We start from the raw sequence: 18,137 nt of genomic DNA, 5'->3' as shown, positions 1-18,137 counted from the left end.
AAGGCAGTGAGCCCGGGCTGTGTTAAAGCCCGGACGGATGCTCAGTCTCCGGTGACCAGTGGCGGCTCTTGCGGTGCCGGCCGCGCGAGCACGTGCAGCAGCGGCAATAGCAGCGCCCAGAGCAGCCCCAGGCCGAGCAGGGTGGGGCCGGTGCCGTAGGGAAAGGTCACTCCCGCCAGGCGCCCCCCGGCGTAGTAGGAAAGCGGCCCGCCCAATGCCCCCAGCACACACCCCAGCCACCAGGGCCGGGCGCTCCAGGCCAGGCCATGGCGCAGTGTGGTGGCCAGCAGGGCCCAGAGCAGCATCAGCGACAAGGGCACCAGCAGGCTGACTTGCTGGAACTGAAACACCCCGAGCCAACTGAGGAAGCTGTCCAGGGCGATGCCGATCAGGGCAATGCCGACGATCATCGGGCCTTCGTCGGCCCAGCGGCCGATCCAGTGCAGATGCGCCAGCAGGATCGCCACCCCCAGCAGCAGCCAGAGGCTGTCGCCGCTGAGCACGCAGATGAACCAGCCCAGCTGGAACAGCAGGGCATTGACCAGTTGCCTAGGCATCGAGGCGCCCGAGCACTGGTTGTGGCGCGGCCGCAGGTTTGGCCAGCAGCAGTTGGGCGGTGCCAATGCTGCGTTCCAGGAAGCCGCCTTCGCAATAGCACAGGTAGAACTCCCAGAGCCGCAGGAAGTATTCGTCGTAGCCCAGTTCGCCGAGACGGCCATGGGCGCGGCGAAAGTTCTCGTGCCACAGGCGCAGGGTGCGGGCGTAATGCAGGCCGAAGTCCTCCATGTGCAGCAGGTTCATGTCGGTGTCGCGGCTGACCACTTCGAGCATCTTCTGTACGCAGGGCAGGGCGCCACCGGGAAAGATGTAGCGCTGGATGAAATCCACGCCATTTTTCGCCTGCTCATAGCGCTGGTCGCGAATGGTGATGGCCTGTAGCAGCATCAGGCCGTTGCTCTTGAGCAGGTGCGCGCATTGCTTGAAGTAGGTGGGCAGGAAGCGGTGGCCCACGGCTTCGATCATCTCGATCGACACCAGCTTGTCGTACTGGCCGCGCAGGTCGCGGTAATCCTCCAGCAGCAGGGTTACCCGGTCCTGCAGGCCGGCGGCCTCTATCCGCTGCCGGGTATAGGCGAACTGCTCCCTGGACAGGGTCGTGGTGGTCACCCGGCAGCCGTAGTGTTGCGCGGCATACAGGGCCATGCTGCCCCAGCCGGTGCCGATCTCCAGCAGGTGGTCCTCGGGCTTGAGCGCCAGCTTCTGGCAGATGCGTTGCAGCTTGTTCAGCTGGGCCTGCTCCAGGCTGTCTTCGGCGCTGCGAAACTGCGCGGCGGAATACATCATGGTGGGGTCGAGGAACTGCTCGAACAGCTCGTTGCCCAGGTCGTAGTGGGCCGCGATGTTTTTCTGCGAGCCCTTGCGGGTATTGCGGTTGAGCCAGTGCAGGCCGCGGATCAGCGGCCGGCCCAGTTTCGCCAGGCCGCCTTCCATGGCGTCCAGCACGTCCAGGTTGCTGACGAACACGCGGATCACCGCGGTCAGGTCCGGGGTGCTCCAGTAGCCGTGGATGAATGCCTCGCCGGCGCCGATCGAACCGCTGCTGGCCACCAGGCCCCAGGCGCTGGAGTCGTGGATGTGGATTTCCCCCAGCAGGGCGGCACCACTGCTGCCGAACACCAGGCGTTCGCCCTCTTCGCAGACCACCAGTTGGCCGTGCCTGAGCTGCGCCAGTTGCCGAAGCACGCCACGGCGCAGCAGGCTGGCGGTGAGGCTGTGGGTGCTGAGCAAGGGGGTTCTGGCCGAGATGCTAGAGGATTTCATGGCGGCGATCCTTGGGTTGTACGGCGGCTGTGCGATAGGCGCCAACGGCGGCCCGATGGGGGAAAAAGCGCATGCCCTTGGCGGCCAGGCGCAGGGCCTGCCAGTAGATCGCCAGGCAGGTCTTGGCGGTCATCCATGGAAAATGTCGCAGGTACTGGTGCAGGCTGCGTCGATCCAGGGGCTGGCGTTGCAGGTTGAGGGTGGCGTCGAACACCTTGAGCTCGCCCTGCCAGTCGGCCATGTGCACGCCCAGCCGCTCGGCCGGCGGGCTGAAGCTCATGCGGTACTCCAGATCCCGGGGCAGGAATGGCGATACGTGGAAGGCCTTGGCCACGGCGAAGTGCTGGTGCTCGGGCGTTGTGGCAGTGCCCGGGCGGGCCGGCAGTACATAGTGATAGCGCTCGCGCCAGGGGGTGTTGGTGACTTCGCAGAGAATCGCCGCCAGTTGCCCGTTGGCCTCGAAGCAATAGAAGAAGCTCACCGGATTGAACGCCAGCCCCCAGCTGCGCACCTGGGTCAGCAGGCGTATTGCGCCGCTGGGGGCATGGCCGATGGCCGCGGCCACCTGTTGGCGTACCGCGTCGATCAGGCGCATGCCCTGCCCGGTGAAGGTCGGCAGGTAGTCGCTTTCACGGAAGGCGAAGGGCGCGAAACGGCTGCGGCCTGCCAGGGGCGAGAGCCCCAGTACCGCTTCCTGCTCGTCCAGGTCCAGGTACAGCAGGCCGATCCGGTAGCGGAAGGCATGGTCCTTGGGGGCGAAGCGCCGGTGGCTGATCCAGCCGTTGTACAGGGCGCTGTTCACAGTTGCTCTCCAAAGGCCTGGGCCACGCGCAAGGCGCTGACCACGCCGTCTTCATGGAAGCCGTTGGCCCAGTAGGCTCCGCAATAGAAGCTGTGGTGCGCGCCCTGCAGTTCGCCCCAGCGCGCTTGTGCGGCCAGCGCGCCGAGACTGTATTGCGGGTGGGCGTAGGTGTAGCGGGCAAGAATCTTCGAAGGGTCGATGGCGGCGCTCTGGTTGAGGCTGACGCAGAAGGTACTGCTGCTTTGCAGGCCCTGGAGAATGTTCATGTCGTAGGTCACGGCTGCGGCCTTTTCGGCGCTGGCGTCGAGGCGGTAGTTCCAGCTGGCCCAGGCCAGGCGCCGGCGTGGCAGCAGGCGGGTGTCGGTGTGCAGCACCACGTCGTTGTCGGCGTAGGGCAGGGCCTGGAGGATTTCCTGTTCAGCGAGGCTCGGGCTGGACAGCAGTTGCAGGGCCTGGTCGCTGTGGCAGGCGAACACCACCTTGTCGAAGCGCTCGCTGCCGGCGTCGCTGTGGATAAGTACGCCCTGCTCATCGCGTTCGACCCGCCGCACCGGGCAGTCGAGACGGATGTGCTGGCGAAAGCTTGCGGTCAGCGGCTCGATGTAACGGCTGGAGCCGCCTTCGATCACGCACCATTGCGGGCGGTTGCTCACCGAGAGCAAGCCGTGGTTCTTGAAGAAGCGCACGAAGAATTGCAAAGGGAAACCGAGCATCTGCCCCGGCGACATCGACCAGATCGCTGCGCCCATGGGCACGATGTAGTGACGGATAAAACGCTCGCCGTAGCCCTGGCTTTGCAGGTACTGGCCCAGGGTGGTGTCGGCGGCGATGCGTTGTTGCAGCAGGTCCTGCTGGGAGGCCCGGTTGAAGCGCAGGATGTCCCGCAGCATGCCCCAGAACCCCGGTGACAGGAGGTTGCGCCGCTGGGCGAAGAGGCTGTTGAGGTTGTTGCCGTTGTACTCCAGCCCGGAGGCTGGGTCGCACACCGAAAAGCTCATCTCGGTGGCTTTGTAGCGCACCCCGAGCTGCTTCAGCAGGCGAATGAAGTTGGGGTAGGTCCAGTCGTTGAAGACGATGAAGCCGGTGTCCACGGCCTGGGTCTCGCCATTGAGGCTGACGTTCACGGTGTGGGTATGGCCGCCGATCCAGCTGCCGGCCTCGTAGACCCGGATGTCATGCCGGCGGTTGAGCACATAGGCGCAGGTCAGGCCAGCGATGCCGCTGCCGATGATGGCGATTTTCACGATGTTTCCCCGCTACGGGCCAGGCGCCTGGCAATGCCCAGTTGCAGGCGGCCGGGCAGCCAGGCCAAGAGCTTGAGGCCGAAGATGAACAGACCTGGGAAGGCGATCTCCAGGGGGCGCCTGCCCAGATGCCGGTGGATATGCCGGGCGGCCTGTTCGGCGGTCCAGCGCATGGGCATCGGGAAATCGTTGCGTGCGGTCAGTGGCGTGTCGACAAAACCCGGGCTGACCAGGGTCACGTCGATGCCTTCGGCAGCAAGATCGATACGCAGGGACTGCAGCAGATAGCGCAGCGCCGCCTTGGAGGCGCCATAGGCACCGGCCCGGGGCAGTGGCAAACAGGTCACCGAACTGGCCACGCCCACCAGGTACGGGCGATTGCCTGCGCGCAACAGCGGTAGTGCGGCCTCGATGCAGTAGCTGGCGGCCAGCAGGTTGGTGTTCAGCACCCGTTCGATCAGCGCTGCGTCGAACTGCTGTACCTCGATGTATTCGCAGGTCCCGGCATTCAGGATCACCGTGTCCAGGGCGCCCCAGGCCTGGGCGATGCGCTTGCCGATCTCGCGTACCTGCAAGGCATCGGTGAGGTCGCCGGGCACCACCAGCACTCGGCCCGGATAGCGCTTGGCCAGGGCCTCCAGGGGCTCGCGGGAACGGGCGCTGAGCGCCAGCTGGACCCCGGCCTTGAGCAGTTCTTCGGCCAGGGCTGCGCCGATGCCGCTGCTGGCACCGGTGAGCCAGACCCTTCGTGGCATGGCAGGCTTCATCCGAGCCTCCGTTTCAGCCAGGCGATCATCGCCCCGAGTAGCGGCAAGTGTTCATAGAGCAGGGCACCGGCGTCGAAATAGTCGCGGTGGCGGTAGACCCTGGCGTCGCGCCATTGCAGGTACGAGCAGCCCGCCACCTGGATCAGGCCGCCGCCGTTGAGGCGCGGGTGGCGGTAGCTCATGGTCCAGCGCAGGTAGCCCTGGCCCTCGGCGCACAGGTCGCTGCCGTGGAAGTCAAAGCGCAGCTCACGGACGTTGGCGTAGAGCTCGGCGAAGTAGCCGCGCAACTGAGCCAGCCCCTGGACCTCGTGCAGAGGATCGGTGAACTGGATGTCATCGCTGTAGAGCTGCTCCAGCCGGTCGAGATTGTGCCGGTCGAGGGCGGCGAACTCCCGGGCGAAGTTGTCGAGAAAGTCACTCATGGCTCACCCCTGCATCCATTCGCGCGGGCAGCGCCTTGAACGCCGCCAGGGCCCGCTCCCGGGAGCGTGAAAGATCGACGATTGGCGCCGGGTAGCCAGGCACGCCGAACAGGCCGCCCATGGCCGCCGGGTTGTGGATATCTTTTTTGTTCAGCCCCGCCAGTTGCGGCAGCCAGTGCTTGATGAAGCGCCCCTCACTGTCGAACTTCTGCGACTGGCTGATGGGGTTGAAGATGCGGAAGTAGGGCGCCGAATCGGTGCCGGTGGACGAGCTCCACTGCCAGCCGCCGTTGTTGGCCGCCAGGTCGCCGTCGATCAGGTGGCGCATGAAGAAACGCTCGCCCTCGCGCCAGTCGATCAGCAGGTTCTTGGTCAGGAACATCGCCACCACCATGCGCAGGCGGTTATGCATCCAGCCGGTCTCCAGCAGCTGGCGCATGGCAGCATCGATGATCGGCAGGCCGGTGCGGGCCTCCTGCCAGGCCACCAGTTCCTCGGGGGCATGGCGCCATTTCACCGCCTCGGTTTCCGGGCGAAAGGCCCGGTTCCGGGACACCCGTGGGTAGCCCACCAGGATGTGTTTGTAGAACTCGCGCCAGAGCAGTTCGTTGATCCAGGTGACGGCCCCGGGGCTGCCGCTTTCAAACTCGCCCTGGTTGCCGCGCAAGGCGGCGTGCAGGCACTGGCGGGGCGAGATCACGCCGGCGGCGAGGTAGGGCGAAAGCTGGCTGGTGCCGGGTTTGGCCGGGAAGTCGCGTTCGCTCTGGTAGTAGTGGATCTGTTCATCGCTGAACTGCTCCAGGCGCCTTTGCGCCTCGTCCTCGCCGGCGGGCCACAGCTCGCGCAGGGCTTGGGTGGGGCTGGGAAAGCCTTCGACCTGCTGCGGGAGCGGATCGGCGTTGATCGACAGCGGCAACTGAGCCCCGGGTGCCTTCACCAGGGCCGGCAGTGCGGTCTGCAGGCGGCTGTAGCAGACCTTGCGAAACTGGCTGAAGACCTGGAAGTAGCCGCCGCTCTTGGTCAGTACGCTGCCGGGCTGGAACAGCAATTGGTCGAGATGACCCTGGACGCTGATTCCGGCGTGTTGCAGGGCCCGGGTCACGGCCGCATCGCGGCGGCTTTCGTGGATGCCGTATTCCTGGTTGAAGTGCAGCATCTGCACCTGCAATTGCCGGCACAGCTCCAGCAGGACCTGAGGCGCCTGCTCCCAGGTGGCGGCGCTGCGGATCAGCAGCGGGATATTCAGGCGGCCCAGGGCGGTGCTCAGCGACTGCAGGTTACGCAGCCAGAAATCGATCTTGCAGGGTGCATCGTCATGGGCCAGCCACTGCTCCGGGCTCAGCAGATACACCGCTACGGCCACGCCCCGCTGGGCAGCGGCGCTCAGGGCGGTGTTGTCATGTAGGCGCAGATCGCTGCGCAGCCAGATCAATTGCATGTCGGTTCCCGGATCAGAAAAGTCCTCGCTCGAGCAGTAGCTGGCAGGCCGCTATCGGGTCCTGGGCCAGGTACAGATCGGCGATTTCAGTGGTACATACGGACCACTGGGCGGGGTGGATGCACACCGCGGGTCCGACGATGAATTTTTTGCAGGCCACGCCGCTGAGCAGCCTGGGCAACTGGGCGGGGTTGAGTGCCTTGCCGGAATACAGCAGCAGGCCCCGGGCCTGCAGGCGTTCGGTGGCCAGGGCCAGTTCGCCGCCGGGCAGCGGCCAGTCGAAGACCTCCACCGGGCAGTCGGCGTTACTGGCCAGCCAGGCGGTGAGCCACAGGTGCGGCTCCAGTGGCAGGTCCGACTGGTTGACCAGCAACAGCGGGGCGCCCTGCACTTGGCGGTTGTTGTGATAGATCCGGGCGCCGAGCTTGCTGCGCAGCCAGGAGTAGAAGAACACCTGTTCCATCTGGCTGCCGAACTGGCCTTGCCAGCGCTGTTGCAGTTCCGCCAGCAGCGGCATCAACAGGTGCTCGCACAGGGTCCGTGGCGGGTACAGCGCCATGGCCTGATTGAAGGTGTCGTCGACCTTGCGCTCGGCCAACTGGCTGATGGCCCGGGCGAGGGCGGCGCGCAGGTGCAGCCAGTCATTCTCCACCTGGGGGCTGGAGCTGGTGTCGCTGTCCAGCAAGGGCTTGACCTGGCTCACCGCAACCCCTCGATTGAGCCAGGTGAGGATGGTCAGGATCTGCTGCACCTGCTCGCTGGAATACAGCCGGTGGCCCTTGGGCGTGCGCCGGGGCACGATCAGCCCGTAGCGGCGCTCCCAGGCCCGCAAGGTGACTGCGTTGACACCGGTCTGGCGCGCCACCTCGCGGATCGGCAGCCAGCCCTGTTCCTGGCAGTCGGTATCCGGGGCGGTGTCTTCGTCGACCGCTGGGGGGAAGAGTTTCATGGCTCAGATCGCGTTGCGCAGGCTGAGGTCTTCGGGGTGCGGCTGCAGGTACAGTTGCTGGGCAATGTAGGGATCGGGGTTCTGGCGCAAGTGGTGCTTGAGCAGGGTCAGGGGCACCACCAGCGGCACGATGCCCTGGCGGTACTGGCTGATGAGGCGTTGCATTTCCTGCTTGTCCTCGCTGCTGATGGCCCGCTTGAAGTAGCCACTGATGTGCTGCAGCACATTGCTGTGGGTGCCACGGGTGGCGCAGCGGCTCAGCGCTTCCATCAACTGGCTGAAGTAGCGTGGGCCGATCAGCGTCGCATCGCCCTTGCCCATGCTGCCTAACAGATTGCCCAGGGCCTTGTACTGTTCGGGGTGATGGGCCATCAGCAGGTATTTGCAGCGTGAGTGGAAGTCGGTGAGGGCACGGCGGCTGAGCCCTTGCTGAACCAGGGCCTGCCAGTCGCGATAGACGAACACCCGGGTCAGGAAGTTCTCCCGCAGCACCGGGTCATTCAGGCGTCCGGCTTCCTCCACGGGCAGGTCCGGGTGCCGGGCGCAGAAGGCCTGGGCGTAGATGCCGCGCCCGCCGCTGCGATGGGGAATGCCGTTGGCCTGGTACACCTTGACTCGCTCCAGGCCGCAAGAAGGGGAGCTCTGCATGAAGATGTAGCCGCAGATATCTCCCAACTGGCCCGCCATGTGTTCGGCGTAGTCGGCCAGGGGCTGGGTGACGTCCAGGCTGCTGTCCCGTGTGCCTGTGGCCCGTGGCTGTTCGGGGGTGCCTACCAGGCGAATCGGCTCCCGGGGCGTGCCCAGGCCGATGGCGACTTCCGGGCACAGGGGCACGAAATCGAAGTAGTCGCACAGCACCCGGCTGCACAAGCGAGATTCCTTGTGCCCGCCGTTGTAGCGGACCTCGACGCCCATCAGGCAGGCGCTGATGGCGATTTTCGGCTTGGCAGACATGGTTCAACCTCCGGGTATACCTGTACAAGAACGGTGGCTTGTACAACTTTTATCCATCATAGAATTAAAGTTGTACAAGTCAAATTATTTGTATAGGTATCCGCCGGCGCGGATGCGCCAGGTTATTGCCAGCCCATGTGCCAGTCGCGCTCGTTCTGCAGGGTCTGCCAGCTCAGGCGCTGGCTGCGTCGGGTGAGCACCGCCTGCAATTCGATGTCCAGCACGGTGCCTTGTTCATCGCAGAACAGCTCGGTAACCAGGAAGTGTTTCTCACGGTGTTGCGGGTGGGCTGCTGTCCACTTCGACAGCAGCAGTTTGCGCGGGTTGAGGCGATTCACTGCAGGCTCTCGTGGAGCCGGCGCGCGGCCTCCTGCCCGCTCAGCCAGGCGCCTTCGACGCGGCCGGACAGGCACCAGTCGCCGCAAACGTACAGGCCCAGATCGGCGTCGGCCAGGGCGCCCCATTCATGGCTGGTGGCCGGGCGGGCGTAGAGCCAGCGGTGGGCCAGGCTGAAGGTGGGGGCGGGCATGACGCTGTGCAGCAGCTCGGCGAAGGCACCGTGCAGTTGTTCGGTCACGGCTTCTTTCGAGAGGTCGATGTGCTGCCGGCTCCAGGCGCTGGTGGCATGCAGGACCCAGGTGTCGAGGTGGCTGTCGCGCCCGGGCTTGCTGCGGTTGCGGGCCAGCCAGTCCAGCGGGCTGTCCTGCACGAAGCAGCCTTCCATGGGGGTTTCCAGAGGGGTATCGAAGGCCAGGGCGACGGCCCAGGTCGGGTCCATTTTCACCCCGGCGGCGACGCCCGCAAGCTTCGGTGCGGCGGCCAGCAGGGCGGTGGCCTGTGGCGCTGGCGTGGCAATCACGACGTGGCTGAAAGGGCCGTGGGTGAAACCTTCGGCGTCCTGCAGATGCCAATGCTGTTCGCCGCGGAAGACTTCGGTGATGCGGCAGGCGAAGTGGGCCTCGAGGTCGCCGATCAGCGCGCGGGTGATGGCGCTCATGCGGGGAGTGCCGACCCAACGGGTCTGTTCATCCGGCGAGGGGCTGAGCTGGCCGCCGTGGGAGTTGTAGAGTTGTGGCGTCCATTCGGCGACCCAGCCCTTGGCTTGCCAGCGCTGGACTTCGGTGACGAAACGACGGTCACGGGCGGTAAAGTACTGGGCTCCCAGGTCCAGGCTGCCGGCATCGCTGCGTTTGCTCGACATGCGCCCGCCGCTGCCGCGGCTTTTGTCGAAAAGGTGGACGGTATGCCCGGCATCTCGTAGCGCCTGGGCGGCGGAGAGTCCGGCGATGCCGGTACCAATGATTGCGATGGGTACTGTCATAGGGGCCTCGTTTACCTTTCTGTACAGATTACGCCGCCGCCAAAACCTGTACAATATTGTTTTTTGGTATAGCTTTCGGCGTCATCGGTTGTTCAGGTTGTCTATCGTTAAAACACAGCCTGTCCGATTGAAAAGATCCCTGCTTATAAAAATAGACTAGTGATTCGGGTAAAACGCCACGCGAGGAAGATGTCATGCATATATTGCTGACCGGCGGTACTGGTTTGATCGGGCGTGCCCTGTGTCGTCACTGGCAGGCCCAGGGTCACCAGTTGAGTGTATGGACTCGCCAACCCGATAAGGTTGCCGCCCTGTGCGGTCCCCAGGTTCGGGCTGTCAAGACGCTGCAAGAGCTGGACCAGATCCCGGTGGACGCGGTGATCAACCTGGCCGGGGCGCCGATCGCCGATCGGCCCTGGAGCCACAAGCGCAAGGCGCTGCTTTGGCACAGCCGCATCGCCCTGACCGAAACCCTGTTGGCCTGGCTCGAAAGCCGCGAACACAAACCCGGTGTGCTGGTGTCGGGCTCGGCGGTGGGCTGGTACGGCGACGGTGGCGAACGGGAACTGAGCGAGGATTCGCCCCCGGTCAACGAGGACTTTGCCAGCCAGTTGTGCATTGCCTGGGAAGAAACTGCCCAGCGCGCCGAAGCCATGGGCGTGCGTGTGGTGCTGGTGCGCACCGGTTTGGTGCTGTCGCCCGAGGGCGGCTTTTTGTCGCGCCTGCTGCTGCCCTTCAAGCTGGGGCTGGGCGGGCCGATCGGCAACGGCCGGCAATGGATGCCGTGGATTCATATCGACGATCAAATCGCCCTGATTGATTTTCTTGTGCATCAGCCTGGGGCGCAGGGTCCTTATAATGCCTGCGCGCCAAAACCGGTGCGCAACCGCGAGTTCGCCAAGACCTTGGGGCGGGTGCTGCACCGGCCTGCACTGATACCGCTGCCGGCGTTTTTCCTGCGCCTGGCCTTGGGTGAATTGTCGTTGCTGTTGCTGGGAGGCCAGCGTGCCGTTCCCGCGCGGTTGCTGGAAGCGGGTTTCACTTTCCAGTTCACTGATTTGCCTGCGGCCCTGGACGCCTGTGTCCAGCCGCCTCTGAAATAGGACGTTGCATGACCGATCACGCGTTGCTCCTGGTCAACCTGGGTTCGCCGGCTTCCACTTCGGTGGCGGACGTGCGCAGCTACCTCAACCAATTCCTCATGGACCCTTATGTGATCGACCTGCCCTGGCCGGTCCGACGTTTGCTGGTGTCGCTGATCCTGATCAAGCGGCCAGAGCAATCGGCCCACGCCTACGCGTCGATCTGGTGGGAAGAGGGTTCGCCGCTGGTGGTGCTCAGCCGGCGTCTGCAGAAGGTAATGAGCGAGCAGTGGAAGCAGGGCCCGGTAGAGTTGGCCATGCGCTACGGCGAGCCTTCGATCGAGTCCGTGCTGCTCAAGCTGGTGGCCCAGGGGCAACGCAAGATCACCCTGGCCCCGCTGTATCCACAGTTTGCCGACAGCACGGTCACCACCGTGGTCGAGGAGGCCAGGCGTGTGGTACGCGAGCATAAGCTGGACGTGCAATTCAGCGTGCTGCAACCCTTCTACGATCAACCCGAGTACATCGAGGCGTTGGTGGCCAGCACCCGGCCGCACCTGCAACAGCCTTTCGATCATCTGCTGCTGAGTTTCCACGGCCTGCCCGAGCGGCACTTGAACAAGCTCAACCCGGGGCACTCCCTCGATGGTGCCGGGGACTGCTGCGCAGAGTCATCGCCCCAGGTGCTTGCCAACTGTTATCGCGGCCAGTGTTTCCGTACCGCCAGGGCCTTTGCCCAGCAGATGGGCCTGGCCGACGGGCAATGGTCGGTTTCCTTCCAGTCACGGTTGGGGCGAGCGAAATGGATCGAGCCCTACACCGAGGCACGCCTTGATGAACTGGGTAAACAAGGGGTGAAGAAGCTGCTGGTGATGTGCCCGGCATTTGTCGCCGACTGCATCGAAACCCTGGAGGAGATCGGTGATCGCGGTCGCGAGCAGTTTCGCGAGGCGGGAGGGGAGGACCTGGTGTTGATCCCTTGCCTGAATGACGACCCACAATGGGCCAAGGCCTTGAACGCCTTGTGCGAGCGAGCGCCGCTGGCGTTGTAAATAGCTTCGCCGGCAAGCCGGCTCCTGCGTGGGAGACAGCTTGCCGGCGAAGGGTTCTCTAGATCAACGGCTCATCGGCCTTCTTGTTCTTCCAGCCGTCGTTCCCCGGCAGCACCAGGTTCAGCACGATGGCGACAACGGCGCACAGGGCGATGCCCTTGAGGCCGAAGTCATCCGGACCGGTACCGGTTCCCACCAGCACGCCGCCAATGCCGAACACCAGGGTCACCGAGACGATCACCAGGTTGCGGGCTTCGCCCAGGTCGATCTTGTGGCGGATCAGGGTGTTCATCCCCACTGCGGCGATCGAGCCGAACAGCAGGCAGAGAATCCCGCCCATCACTGGCACCGGGATGCTTTGCAGCAGCGCGCCGAACTTGCCGATAAAGGCCAGGGTGATGGCGAAGACCGCCGCCCAGGTCATGATTTTCGGGTTGTAGTTCTTAGTCAGCATCACCGCGCCAGTGACTTCGGCGTAGGTGGTGTTGGGCGGCCCGCCGAACAGGCCGGCAGCGGTGGTGGCGATGCCGTCACCGAACAGGGTGCGGTGCAGGCCGGGCTTCTTCAGGTAGTCGCGGCCGGTGACGCTGCCGACCGCAATCACGCCACCGATGTGCTCGATGGCCGGTGCCAGAGCGACCGGGACGATGAACAGGATCGCCTGCCAGTTGAACTCCGGTGCGGTGAAGTGCGGCAGCGCCAGCCAGGGGGCGGCGGCGATCTTCGCGGTGTCCACCACGCCGAAGTAGAACGACAGGGCAAACCCCACCAGCACGCCGGAAATGATCGGCACCAGGCGAAAGATGCCTTTGCCGAACACCGCGACGATCAGGGTGGTGAGCAGCGCCGGCATCGAGATCATCATCGCCGTCTGGTAATGAATCAGCTCGTTGCCGTCACCGGCCTTGCCCATGGCCATGTTGGCGGCGATGGGGGCCATGGCCAGGCCGATGGAAATGATCACCGGGCCAATGACCACCGGCGGCAGCAGGCGATCGATGAAACCGGTGCCCTTGATCTTCACGGCCAGGCCGAGAAAGGTGTAGACGAAGCCCGCCGCCATTACCCCGCCCATGGTCGCGGCGAGGCCGAACTGGCCCTTGGCGAGAATGATCGGGGTGATGAAGGCAAAGCTCGACGCCAGGAAGACCGGCACCTGGCGCCCGGTCACCACCTGGAACAACAGAGTCCCGAGACCCGCCGTGAACAGCGCCACGTTCGGGTCGAGACCGGTGATCAGCGGCATCAACACCAGGGCACCGAAGGCCACGAAGAGCATCTGCGCGCCAGACAGTACCTGGCGCCAGAGCGGATCGTTGAACTCATCCTGCATGATCAGGAATCCTTCTGCTTGGTGCCGAAGATCTTGTCACCGGCATCACCCAGGCCAGGAATGATGTAGCCATGCTCGTTGAGCTTCTGATCGATGGAAGCGGTGTAGATGGTCACGTCCGGGTGCGCCTGCTCGACGGCGGCGATGCCCTCGGGGGCGGCCACCAGGACCATGGCGCGGATGTCACGGCAGCCGGCCTTTTTCAACAGGTCGATGGTGGCGACCATGGAACTGCCGGTGGCCAGCATCGGGTCGATGATCATCGCCAGGCGCTCGTCGATTTCCGGTACCAGTTTTTCCAGGTAGGTGTGGGCTTGCAGGGTTTCCTCATTGCGGGCCACGCCTACGGCGCTGACCTTGGCGCCCGGGATCAGGCTCAGCACGCCTTCGAGCATGCCGATGCCGGCACGCAGGATCGGTACCACGGTAATCTTCTTGCCGGCGATCTTCTCGACCTGGACAGGGCCGCACCAGCCTGGAATCTCGTAGCTTTCCAGGGGCAGGTCTTTGGTGGCTTCGTACGTCAGCAGGGCACCGACTTCCTGAGCGAGCTCGCGAAAGTTCTTCGTGCTAATGTCTGCGCGGCGCATAAGGCCAAGTTTGTGTCGGATCAGCGGATGGCGGATCTCACGGATGGGCATAGGGAAAGGCTCCGGCGGCGGGCAAAAAAAACGGCCTAGATTAATCTATCCGGGGTTGTTGTCCTATAGACATAAAGTACGTTAGTCCAGAAACGCTTGATCTGACCGGGCCGGATGCGTACCTTTGCCCGCTTTTCCGAAACTGCCACCCCTTGGAGAGCGCCATGTCCGCTGATCTCGAGCATATCCGTCAAATCATGCGCGAGGCTGACTGCCTGTACACCGAAGCTGAAGTCGAGGCGGCCATCGCCCGGGTCGGTGCACAAATCACTGAAGAACTGGCTGAGCGCAATCCGGTGGTATTCTGCGTCATGAACGGTGGCCTGATCTTCGCGGGCAAGCTGCTGACCCACCTGCGCTTTCCCCTGGAAGCCTCCTACCTGCACGCTACCCGCTACCGCAACGAAACCAGCGGCGGTGAGCTGTTCTGGAAGTCCAAGCCGGAAGTCTCCTTTATCGACCGCGACGTGCTGATCATCGACGACATCCTCGATGAAGGTCACACCCTGGGTGCGATCATCGACTTCTGCAAACACGCCGGCGCCCGCGCCGTGCACACGGCCGTGCTGATCGACAAGGACCACGACCGCAAGGCCCGTCCGGACCTCAAGGCCGACTACATGGGCCTGCCTTGCGTGGACCGCTACGTGTTCGGCTACGGCATGGACTACAAGGGCTACTGGCGTAACGCTGCCGGCATTTATGCCGTGAAGGGCATGTAAGCGATGACCGGGCCGAGCTTTCTCGATCAAGCGTTGTTCAGCGACCTGGCTGAGAAAGCCGCGGCCAACCCCCGCGGTCGTCAGCACCACAACTTCCATGCCATGGAAGAGCCTTGCCACCGCATGGCGGTGGGGCTGCAACCCTCCACTTATGTTCCGCCGCATCGCCACCTGAGTGCTGACAAGGCCGAGACCCTGCTGGTGCTCAAGGGGCGCCTGGGCGTGCTGATTTTCGATGAAGCGGGCCAGGTCCAGGGCAAGCGGGTGCTGCAGGCCGGCGGCGACTGCGTCGGTGTGGACTTGCCGGCCGGGGTTTTCCACGGCCTGGTGGTGCTGGAGCCCGACAGCCTGATGTTCGAATGCAAGGCCGGCCCTTATCGCCCAGTGGGCGAGGGTGAGCAGGCCAGTTGGGCGCCCCGTGAAGGCGAGCCCGGCGTGGCCGAATACCAGGCCTGGATGCGCGCCCAGTTCGACTGAACAGGCCCGCGCCCGTGACAGCGGCCTACCGTCGATAACGGTGCAAGATTTGCGGTAAAAACCCGTGCTAGAGTGCTCGGCCCTTGTCTGGAGCCTGTCATGAGCCTGTTGATTCGCAGTAGCGCGGCCCTTCTTCTGTGCTTGAGCCTGCCCCTGGCAGCCGCCCCGGCCCCCTTGCACGGGCAGTTCCTGCCTCCCGATGATCTGACCCTGCGCGACAGCGTCCCGCAACAGCAGCAGTTGTTGCAGGTCACCGAGTATTCGGTGGTGATCGGCAGCCAGCGCCAATCGAACCAGCAACCGATTCCCGTGACTTCGCCAGTGTGGGTGCGGCTCAAGGGCAAGCCGTTGAACAAGGGCGCCACCATCAGCCAGGTGCTGGTGAACTTCGACGGTGAAAGCAAAAGCCTGAAAAAGCCGCAGTTCGATGCCAAGAGCCGGACCCTGACCCTGTATTACCCGCTGGCCCAGTACCGTGCGGTGATGGACCTGTTGCGCAACGACACGGTGTATTGCCAGTTCCTCAGCTATGCCAACGGGCACATCTGGGCTGACCTGCATACCGGCAGCGTGCGTTCGCGTTGAGGCCATATGCGGGCTGGGGGTAAACTGCCCGCCCCGTGAAATGTCTGCGAGCTGGAGTCGGCAATGCGTAAAGATAAGAAACAAGTGATTGGTGACGAGATCAGCGACGAGCAGATCAAGTTGTTCCTCGATTTCGAGCCGGTCGATGCAACTTCGCCGTCCCTGCACAAGCTGATCAAGGCCTATCGTGGCCTGCGCATCGATGATTTCGAACGCTTCCTGACCTTCTTCGTCGAAGCCGGTTTCGACCTGGATGGCAAGGATGAGCACGGCCAGAGCTTCGTCGACCTGATCCGCGATCAGCGCAACGCCGCCGACTACATCGAGCTGATGGACAACGCCCGCGGCTGATCTTCTCGCCAGGCATAAAAAAACGCCCCGTCCTGCGAAGGACGGGGCGTTTTTCATTCAGCGCGGATCAGGCGCAGCTTTCGGTTTCCTTGCTTGGCTCGACCAGCTCCAGGCTCAGGTTGTTTTCGCTGTTGATCTGGTGGTACAGCGTTGCGTCGGTTTCCAGGACCTTTTCTCGTGCCGGGAAGATTTCCTTGAGCTTGGCAGCCCATTCGCCGCTGGCCTTGGCCGGGAAGCATCGCTCGATCAGCTCCAGCATGATCGAAACGGTTACCGAGGCACCTGGCGAGGCGCCGAGCAGGGCGGCCAGAGAGCCGTCCTTGGCTGCCACCAGTTCGGTACCGAACTGCAGGATGCCGCCTTTCTTCGGATCCTTCTTGATGATCTGCACCCGCTGGCCGGCCACTTCCAGGCGCCAGTCCTCGGCCTTGGCCTCGGGGTAGAAGCGGCGCAGGGATTCCAGGCGCTGCTCCATGGACTGCATGACTTCGCTGACCAGGTACTTGGTCAGGTCCATGTTGTCCCGGGCCACGGCCAGCATCGGGCCGATGTTGCCGGCGCGTACCGACATCGGCAGGTCGAGGAACGAGCCGTGCTTGAGGAACTTGGTGGTAAAGCCGGCATAAGGCCCGAACAGCAGGGACTTCTTGCCTTCGACCACGCGGGTGTCCAGGTGCGGCACGGACATCGGTGGCGAGCCCACGGCCGCCTGGCTGTAGACCTTGGCCTGGTGCTGCTTGACCACTTCCGGGTTGTCGCAACGCAGCCACTGGCCGCTCACCGGGAAACCGCCGAAGCCCTTGCTCTCCTCGATGCCCGAGGCCTGCAGCAGGGGCAGGGCCGCGCCACCGGCGCCGAGGAACACGAACTTGGCGTCGACTTCGCGGGTACTGCCGCTGTTGACGTCCTTGATGCTCACGGTCCAGCCGTTGGCCTTGTTGCGCTTGAGGCCAGTGACACGCTTGCAGTACTTGACCTGGGCATCGGGAGCGCTGGTCAGGTGCTTGAGCAACTGGTTGGTCAGGGCGCCGAAGTTGACGTCGGTACCGTTGAGCACGCGAGTGGCGGCGATGGTTTCGTCCGCTGGGCGGCCCGGCATCATCAGCGGCATCCACTCGGCCATCTTGGCCTTGTCTTCGGTGTATTCCATGTCCGCGAAGGCATGGTGCTGGCTCAGTACTTCAAAGCGTTTCTTGAGGAAGGAAACGCCTTTTTCGCCCTGTACGAAGCTCAGGTGCGGCACGGGGCTGATGAAGGACTTGGACGAGCCGAAGGTGCCTTTCTTGGTCAGGTAGGACCAGAACTGCTTCGACACCTCGAACTGGGTGTTGATGTGCACGGCTTTCTTGATGTCGATGCTGCCATCGGCGGCCTGTGGCGTGTAGTTCAGCTCACAGAGGCCGGCGTGGCCGGTACCGGCGTTGTTCCACGGGTTGGAACTTTCCGCGGCACCCGAATCCATCAGCTCGACGACTTCCAGCTTGATCGCGGGGTCGAGCTCTTTGAGCAGTACAGCAAGGGTGGCACTCATGATGCCGGCCCCGACCAATACGACGTCTACTGCTTCGTTATGCGCCATTAACGCGTCTCCAAAATCTGCAGCACCAAATTGACGGCATGGCTGCCAGGAGTGACGGGGCGGTTCACGTAATGCCCCAGGTTACCCATGGCCAGGATCGCCATGTCCGAATCTTCGCAATTTTTTGCAACTACCACGGACGCTGCCAACCGGGCCTCAAGGTGCGTATGAACGCATCTCGGGGAGCCTCGGGCAATTCGACTTATGGTCGATACATCCGCTCGTGCAACCAAATCCGTCAGCGGACAGGCTTCAAGCACCAGTTCTTGAGGAGTGCTCGGTCCTGTGTAATCGGGCTGTTGTAGAGGCCAATGGTGCCAGTTCAGACGCAAAACTATTCATTTGCTCGCCACACTCTTGTGAAGTTGTGAAAACCCGTTTTTTCACGCTCTTTTGAAGACGTGAACCTCAAAAAAGGGCTGCCTCAGCCTGGCACCTGGCCCGCGCGGTGATGCCGGCAAAGGATGCGGGCACGACGGGCAAACAGCTTTAAGTGGCCGAGCAACGGCAGCTCTGCAGTTTCGCGAAAAGTGGAGGTTTGCAAGGTGAACAGCAAGCACGCCAGCTTCACTCGAACTGTGTGGGCGGCTCTCTGTG

The 18,137-nt window shown here is 63.7% G+C and carries 20 protein-coding genes; 6 read left to right on the top strand and 14 right to left on the bottom strand.

What is annotated here, in order from left to right:
• Positions 1-41 precede the first annotated feature (41 nt).
• The 11 genes from BLS75_RS12330 to BLS75_RS12280 form a co-directional block, all read right to left on the bottom strand.
• Positions 42-557 carry a DUF2878 domain-containing protein gene (locus tag BLS75_RS12330; RefSeq protein WP_072450943.1) on the bottom strand — a complete coding sequence of 172 codons (516 nt, stop codon included), beginning with the start codon at positions 555-557 and terminating at the stop codon, positions 42-44.
• Complete coding sequence (locus BLS75_RS12325; RefSeq protein WP_072450942.1) at positions 550-1,821, bottom strand: SAM-dependent methyltransferase; 1,272 nt, start codon at positions 1,819-1,821, stop codon at positions 550-552. Before BLS75_RS12325 ends, BLS75_RS12330 begins: the two co-directional genes overlap by 8 nt.
• Positions 1,808-2,623: a DUF1365 domain-containing protein gene (locus BLS75_RS12320; RefSeq protein WP_065365195.1), complete on the bottom strand. Its 816-nt coding sequence runs from the start codon at positions 2,621-2,623 to the stop codon at positions 1,808-1,810. The genes BLS75_RS12325 and BLS75_RS12320 overlap by 14 nt, the downstream gene beginning before the upstream one ends.
• Positions 2,620-3,867, bottom strand: coding sequence for an NAD(P)/FAD-dependent oxidoreductase (locus tag BLS75_RS12315; RefSeq protein WP_011063397.1), 1,248 nt, complete (start codon positions 3,865-3,867; stop codon positions 2,620-2,622). Before BLS75_RS12315 ends, BLS75_RS12320 begins: the two co-directional genes overlap by 4 nt.
• A complete protein-coding gene (locus BLS75_RS12310; protein ID WP_072450941.1) occupies positions 3,864-4,634 on the bottom strand; it encodes an SDR family NAD(P)-dependent oxidoreductase in 771 nt (256 codons plus the stop codon). Before BLS75_RS12310 ends, BLS75_RS12315 begins: the two co-directional genes overlap by 4 nt.
• Entirely contained in the window at positions 4,631-5,056 is a 426-nt protein-coding gene (locus BLS75_RS12305; RefSeq protein WP_072450940.1) for a nuclear transport factor 2 family protein, read from the bottom strand. The genes BLS75_RS12310 and BLS75_RS12305 overlap by 4 nt, the downstream gene beginning before the upstream one ends.
• Complete coding sequence (gene phrB, locus BLS75_RS12300; protein WP_072450939.1) at positions 5,049-6,494, bottom strand: deoxyribodipyrimidine photo-lyase; 1,446 nt, start codon at positions 6,492-6,494, stop codon at positions 5,049-5,051. Before phrB ends, BLS75_RS12305 begins: the two co-directional genes overlap by 8 nt.
• Before the next feature lie 13 nt (positions 6,495-6,507).
• Positions 6,508-7,443, bottom strand: a complete 936-nt coding sequence (locus BLS75_RS12295) for a MerR family transcriptional regulator (protein ID WP_072450938.1) — start codon at positions 7,441-7,443, stop codon at positions 6,508-6,510.
• Between the two features lie 3 nt (positions 7,444-7,446).
• A complete protein-coding gene (locus BLS75_RS12290; protein WP_072450937.1) occupies positions 7,447-8,397 on the bottom strand; it encodes a YbgA family protein in 951 nt (316 codons plus the stop codon).
• Positions 8,398-8,519: 122 nt separating this feature from the next.
• Entirely contained in the window at positions 8,520-8,735 is a 216-nt protein-coding gene (locus BLS75_RS12285; protein ID WP_072450936.1) for a TIGR02450 family Trp-rich protein, read from the bottom strand.
• Entirely contained in the window at positions 8,732-9,718 is a 987-nt protein-coding gene (locus BLS75_RS12280; protein WP_011063390.1) for an NAD(P)/FAD-dependent oxidoreductase, read from the bottom strand. Before BLS75_RS12280 ends, BLS75_RS12285 begins: the two co-directional genes overlap by 4 nt.
• Before the next feature lie 194 nt (positions 9,719-9,912).
• Here BLS75_RS12280 and BLS75_RS12275 point away from each other — a divergent pair, with 194 nt between their 5' ends.
• Entirely contained in the window at positions 9,913-10,821 is a 909-nt protein-coding gene (locus BLS75_RS12275; RefSeq protein WP_011063389.1) for a TIGR01777 family oxidoreductase, read from the top strand.
• An 8-nt stretch (positions 10,822-10,829) separates the two neighbouring features.
• Positions 10,830-11,852, top strand: coding sequence for a ferrochelatase (gene hemH / locus BLS75_RS12270; RefSeq protein ID WP_065365201.1), 1,023 nt, complete (start codon positions 10,830-10,832; stop codon positions 11,850-11,852).
• Positions 11,853-11,910: 58 nt separating this feature from the next.
• On the opposite strand, the gene BLS75_RS12265 is transcribed toward hemH, so the two are convergent.
• Together BLS75_RS12265 and upp are read right to left on the bottom strand one after the other, a co-directional pair.
• On the bottom strand, positions 11,911-13,185 hold the full coding sequence (locus tag BLS75_RS12265; RefSeq protein WP_072450935.1) for a uracil-xanthine permease family protein: 1,275 nt from the start codon (positions 13,183-13,185) through the stop codon (positions 11,911-11,913).
• Between the two features lie 2 nt (positions 13,186-13,187).
• Positions 13,188-13,826, bottom strand: a complete 639-nt coding sequence (gene upp / locus BLS75_RS12260) for a uracil phosphoribosyltransferase (RefSeq protein WP_011063386.1) — start codon at positions 13,824-13,826, stop codon at positions 13,188-13,190.
• 164 nt (positions 13,827-13,990) lie between these two features.
• On the opposite strand from upp, the gene BLS75_RS12255 reads away from it, so the two are divergent.
• The 4 genes from BLS75_RS12255 (at position 13,991) to BLS75_RS12240 (ending at position 15,961) form a co-directional block, all read left to right on the top strand.
• Positions 13,991-14,548, top strand: a complete 558-nt coding sequence (locus BLS75_RS12255; RefSeq protein WP_011063385.1) for a hypoxanthine-guanine phosphoribosyltransferase — start codon at positions 13,991-13,993, stop codon at positions 14,546-14,548.
• Between the two features lie 3 nt (positions 14,549-14,551).
• Positions 14,552-15,025, top strand: coding sequence for a WbuC family cupin fold metalloprotein (locus BLS75_RS12250; RefSeq protein WP_011063384.1), 474 nt, complete (start codon positions 14,552-14,554; stop codon positions 15,023-15,025).
• A 99-nt stretch (positions 15,026-15,124) separates the two neighbouring features.
• Positions 15,125-15,610 carry a hypothetical protein gene (locus BLS75_RS12245; RefSeq protein WP_053153731.1) on the top strand — a complete coding sequence of 162 codons (486 nt, stop codon included), beginning with the start codon at positions 15,125-15,127 and terminating at the stop codon, positions 15,608-15,610.
• 63 nt (positions 15,611-15,673) lie between these two features.
• Positions 15,674-15,961: a PA4642 family protein gene (locus BLS75_RS12240; RefSeq protein WP_019095051.1), complete on the top strand. Its 288-nt coding sequence runs from the start codon at positions 15,674-15,676 to the stop codon at positions 15,959-15,961.
• Positions 15,962-16,028: 67 nt separating this feature from the next.
• Here BLS75_RS12240 and mqo read toward each other — a convergent pair whose 3' ends face one another.
• A complete protein-coding gene (mqo, locus tag BLS75_RS12235) occupies positions 16,029-17,540 on the bottom strand; it encodes a malate dehydrogenase (quinone) (protein WP_019095052.1) in 1,512 nt (503 codons plus the stop codon).
• Positions 17,541-18,137: the final 597 nt, after the last annotated feature.

This window comes from Pseudomonas sp. NFPP12, assembly GCF_900103205.1.
GTDB classification, from domain to species: Bacteria; Pseudomonadota; Gammaproteobacteria; order Pseudomonadales; family Pseudomonadaceae; genus Aquipseudomonas; species Aquipseudomonas protegens.
The sequence above is the reverse complement of the archived record's forward strand: the minus strand, read 5'-3'. Positions and strand labels throughout refer to the sequence as shown.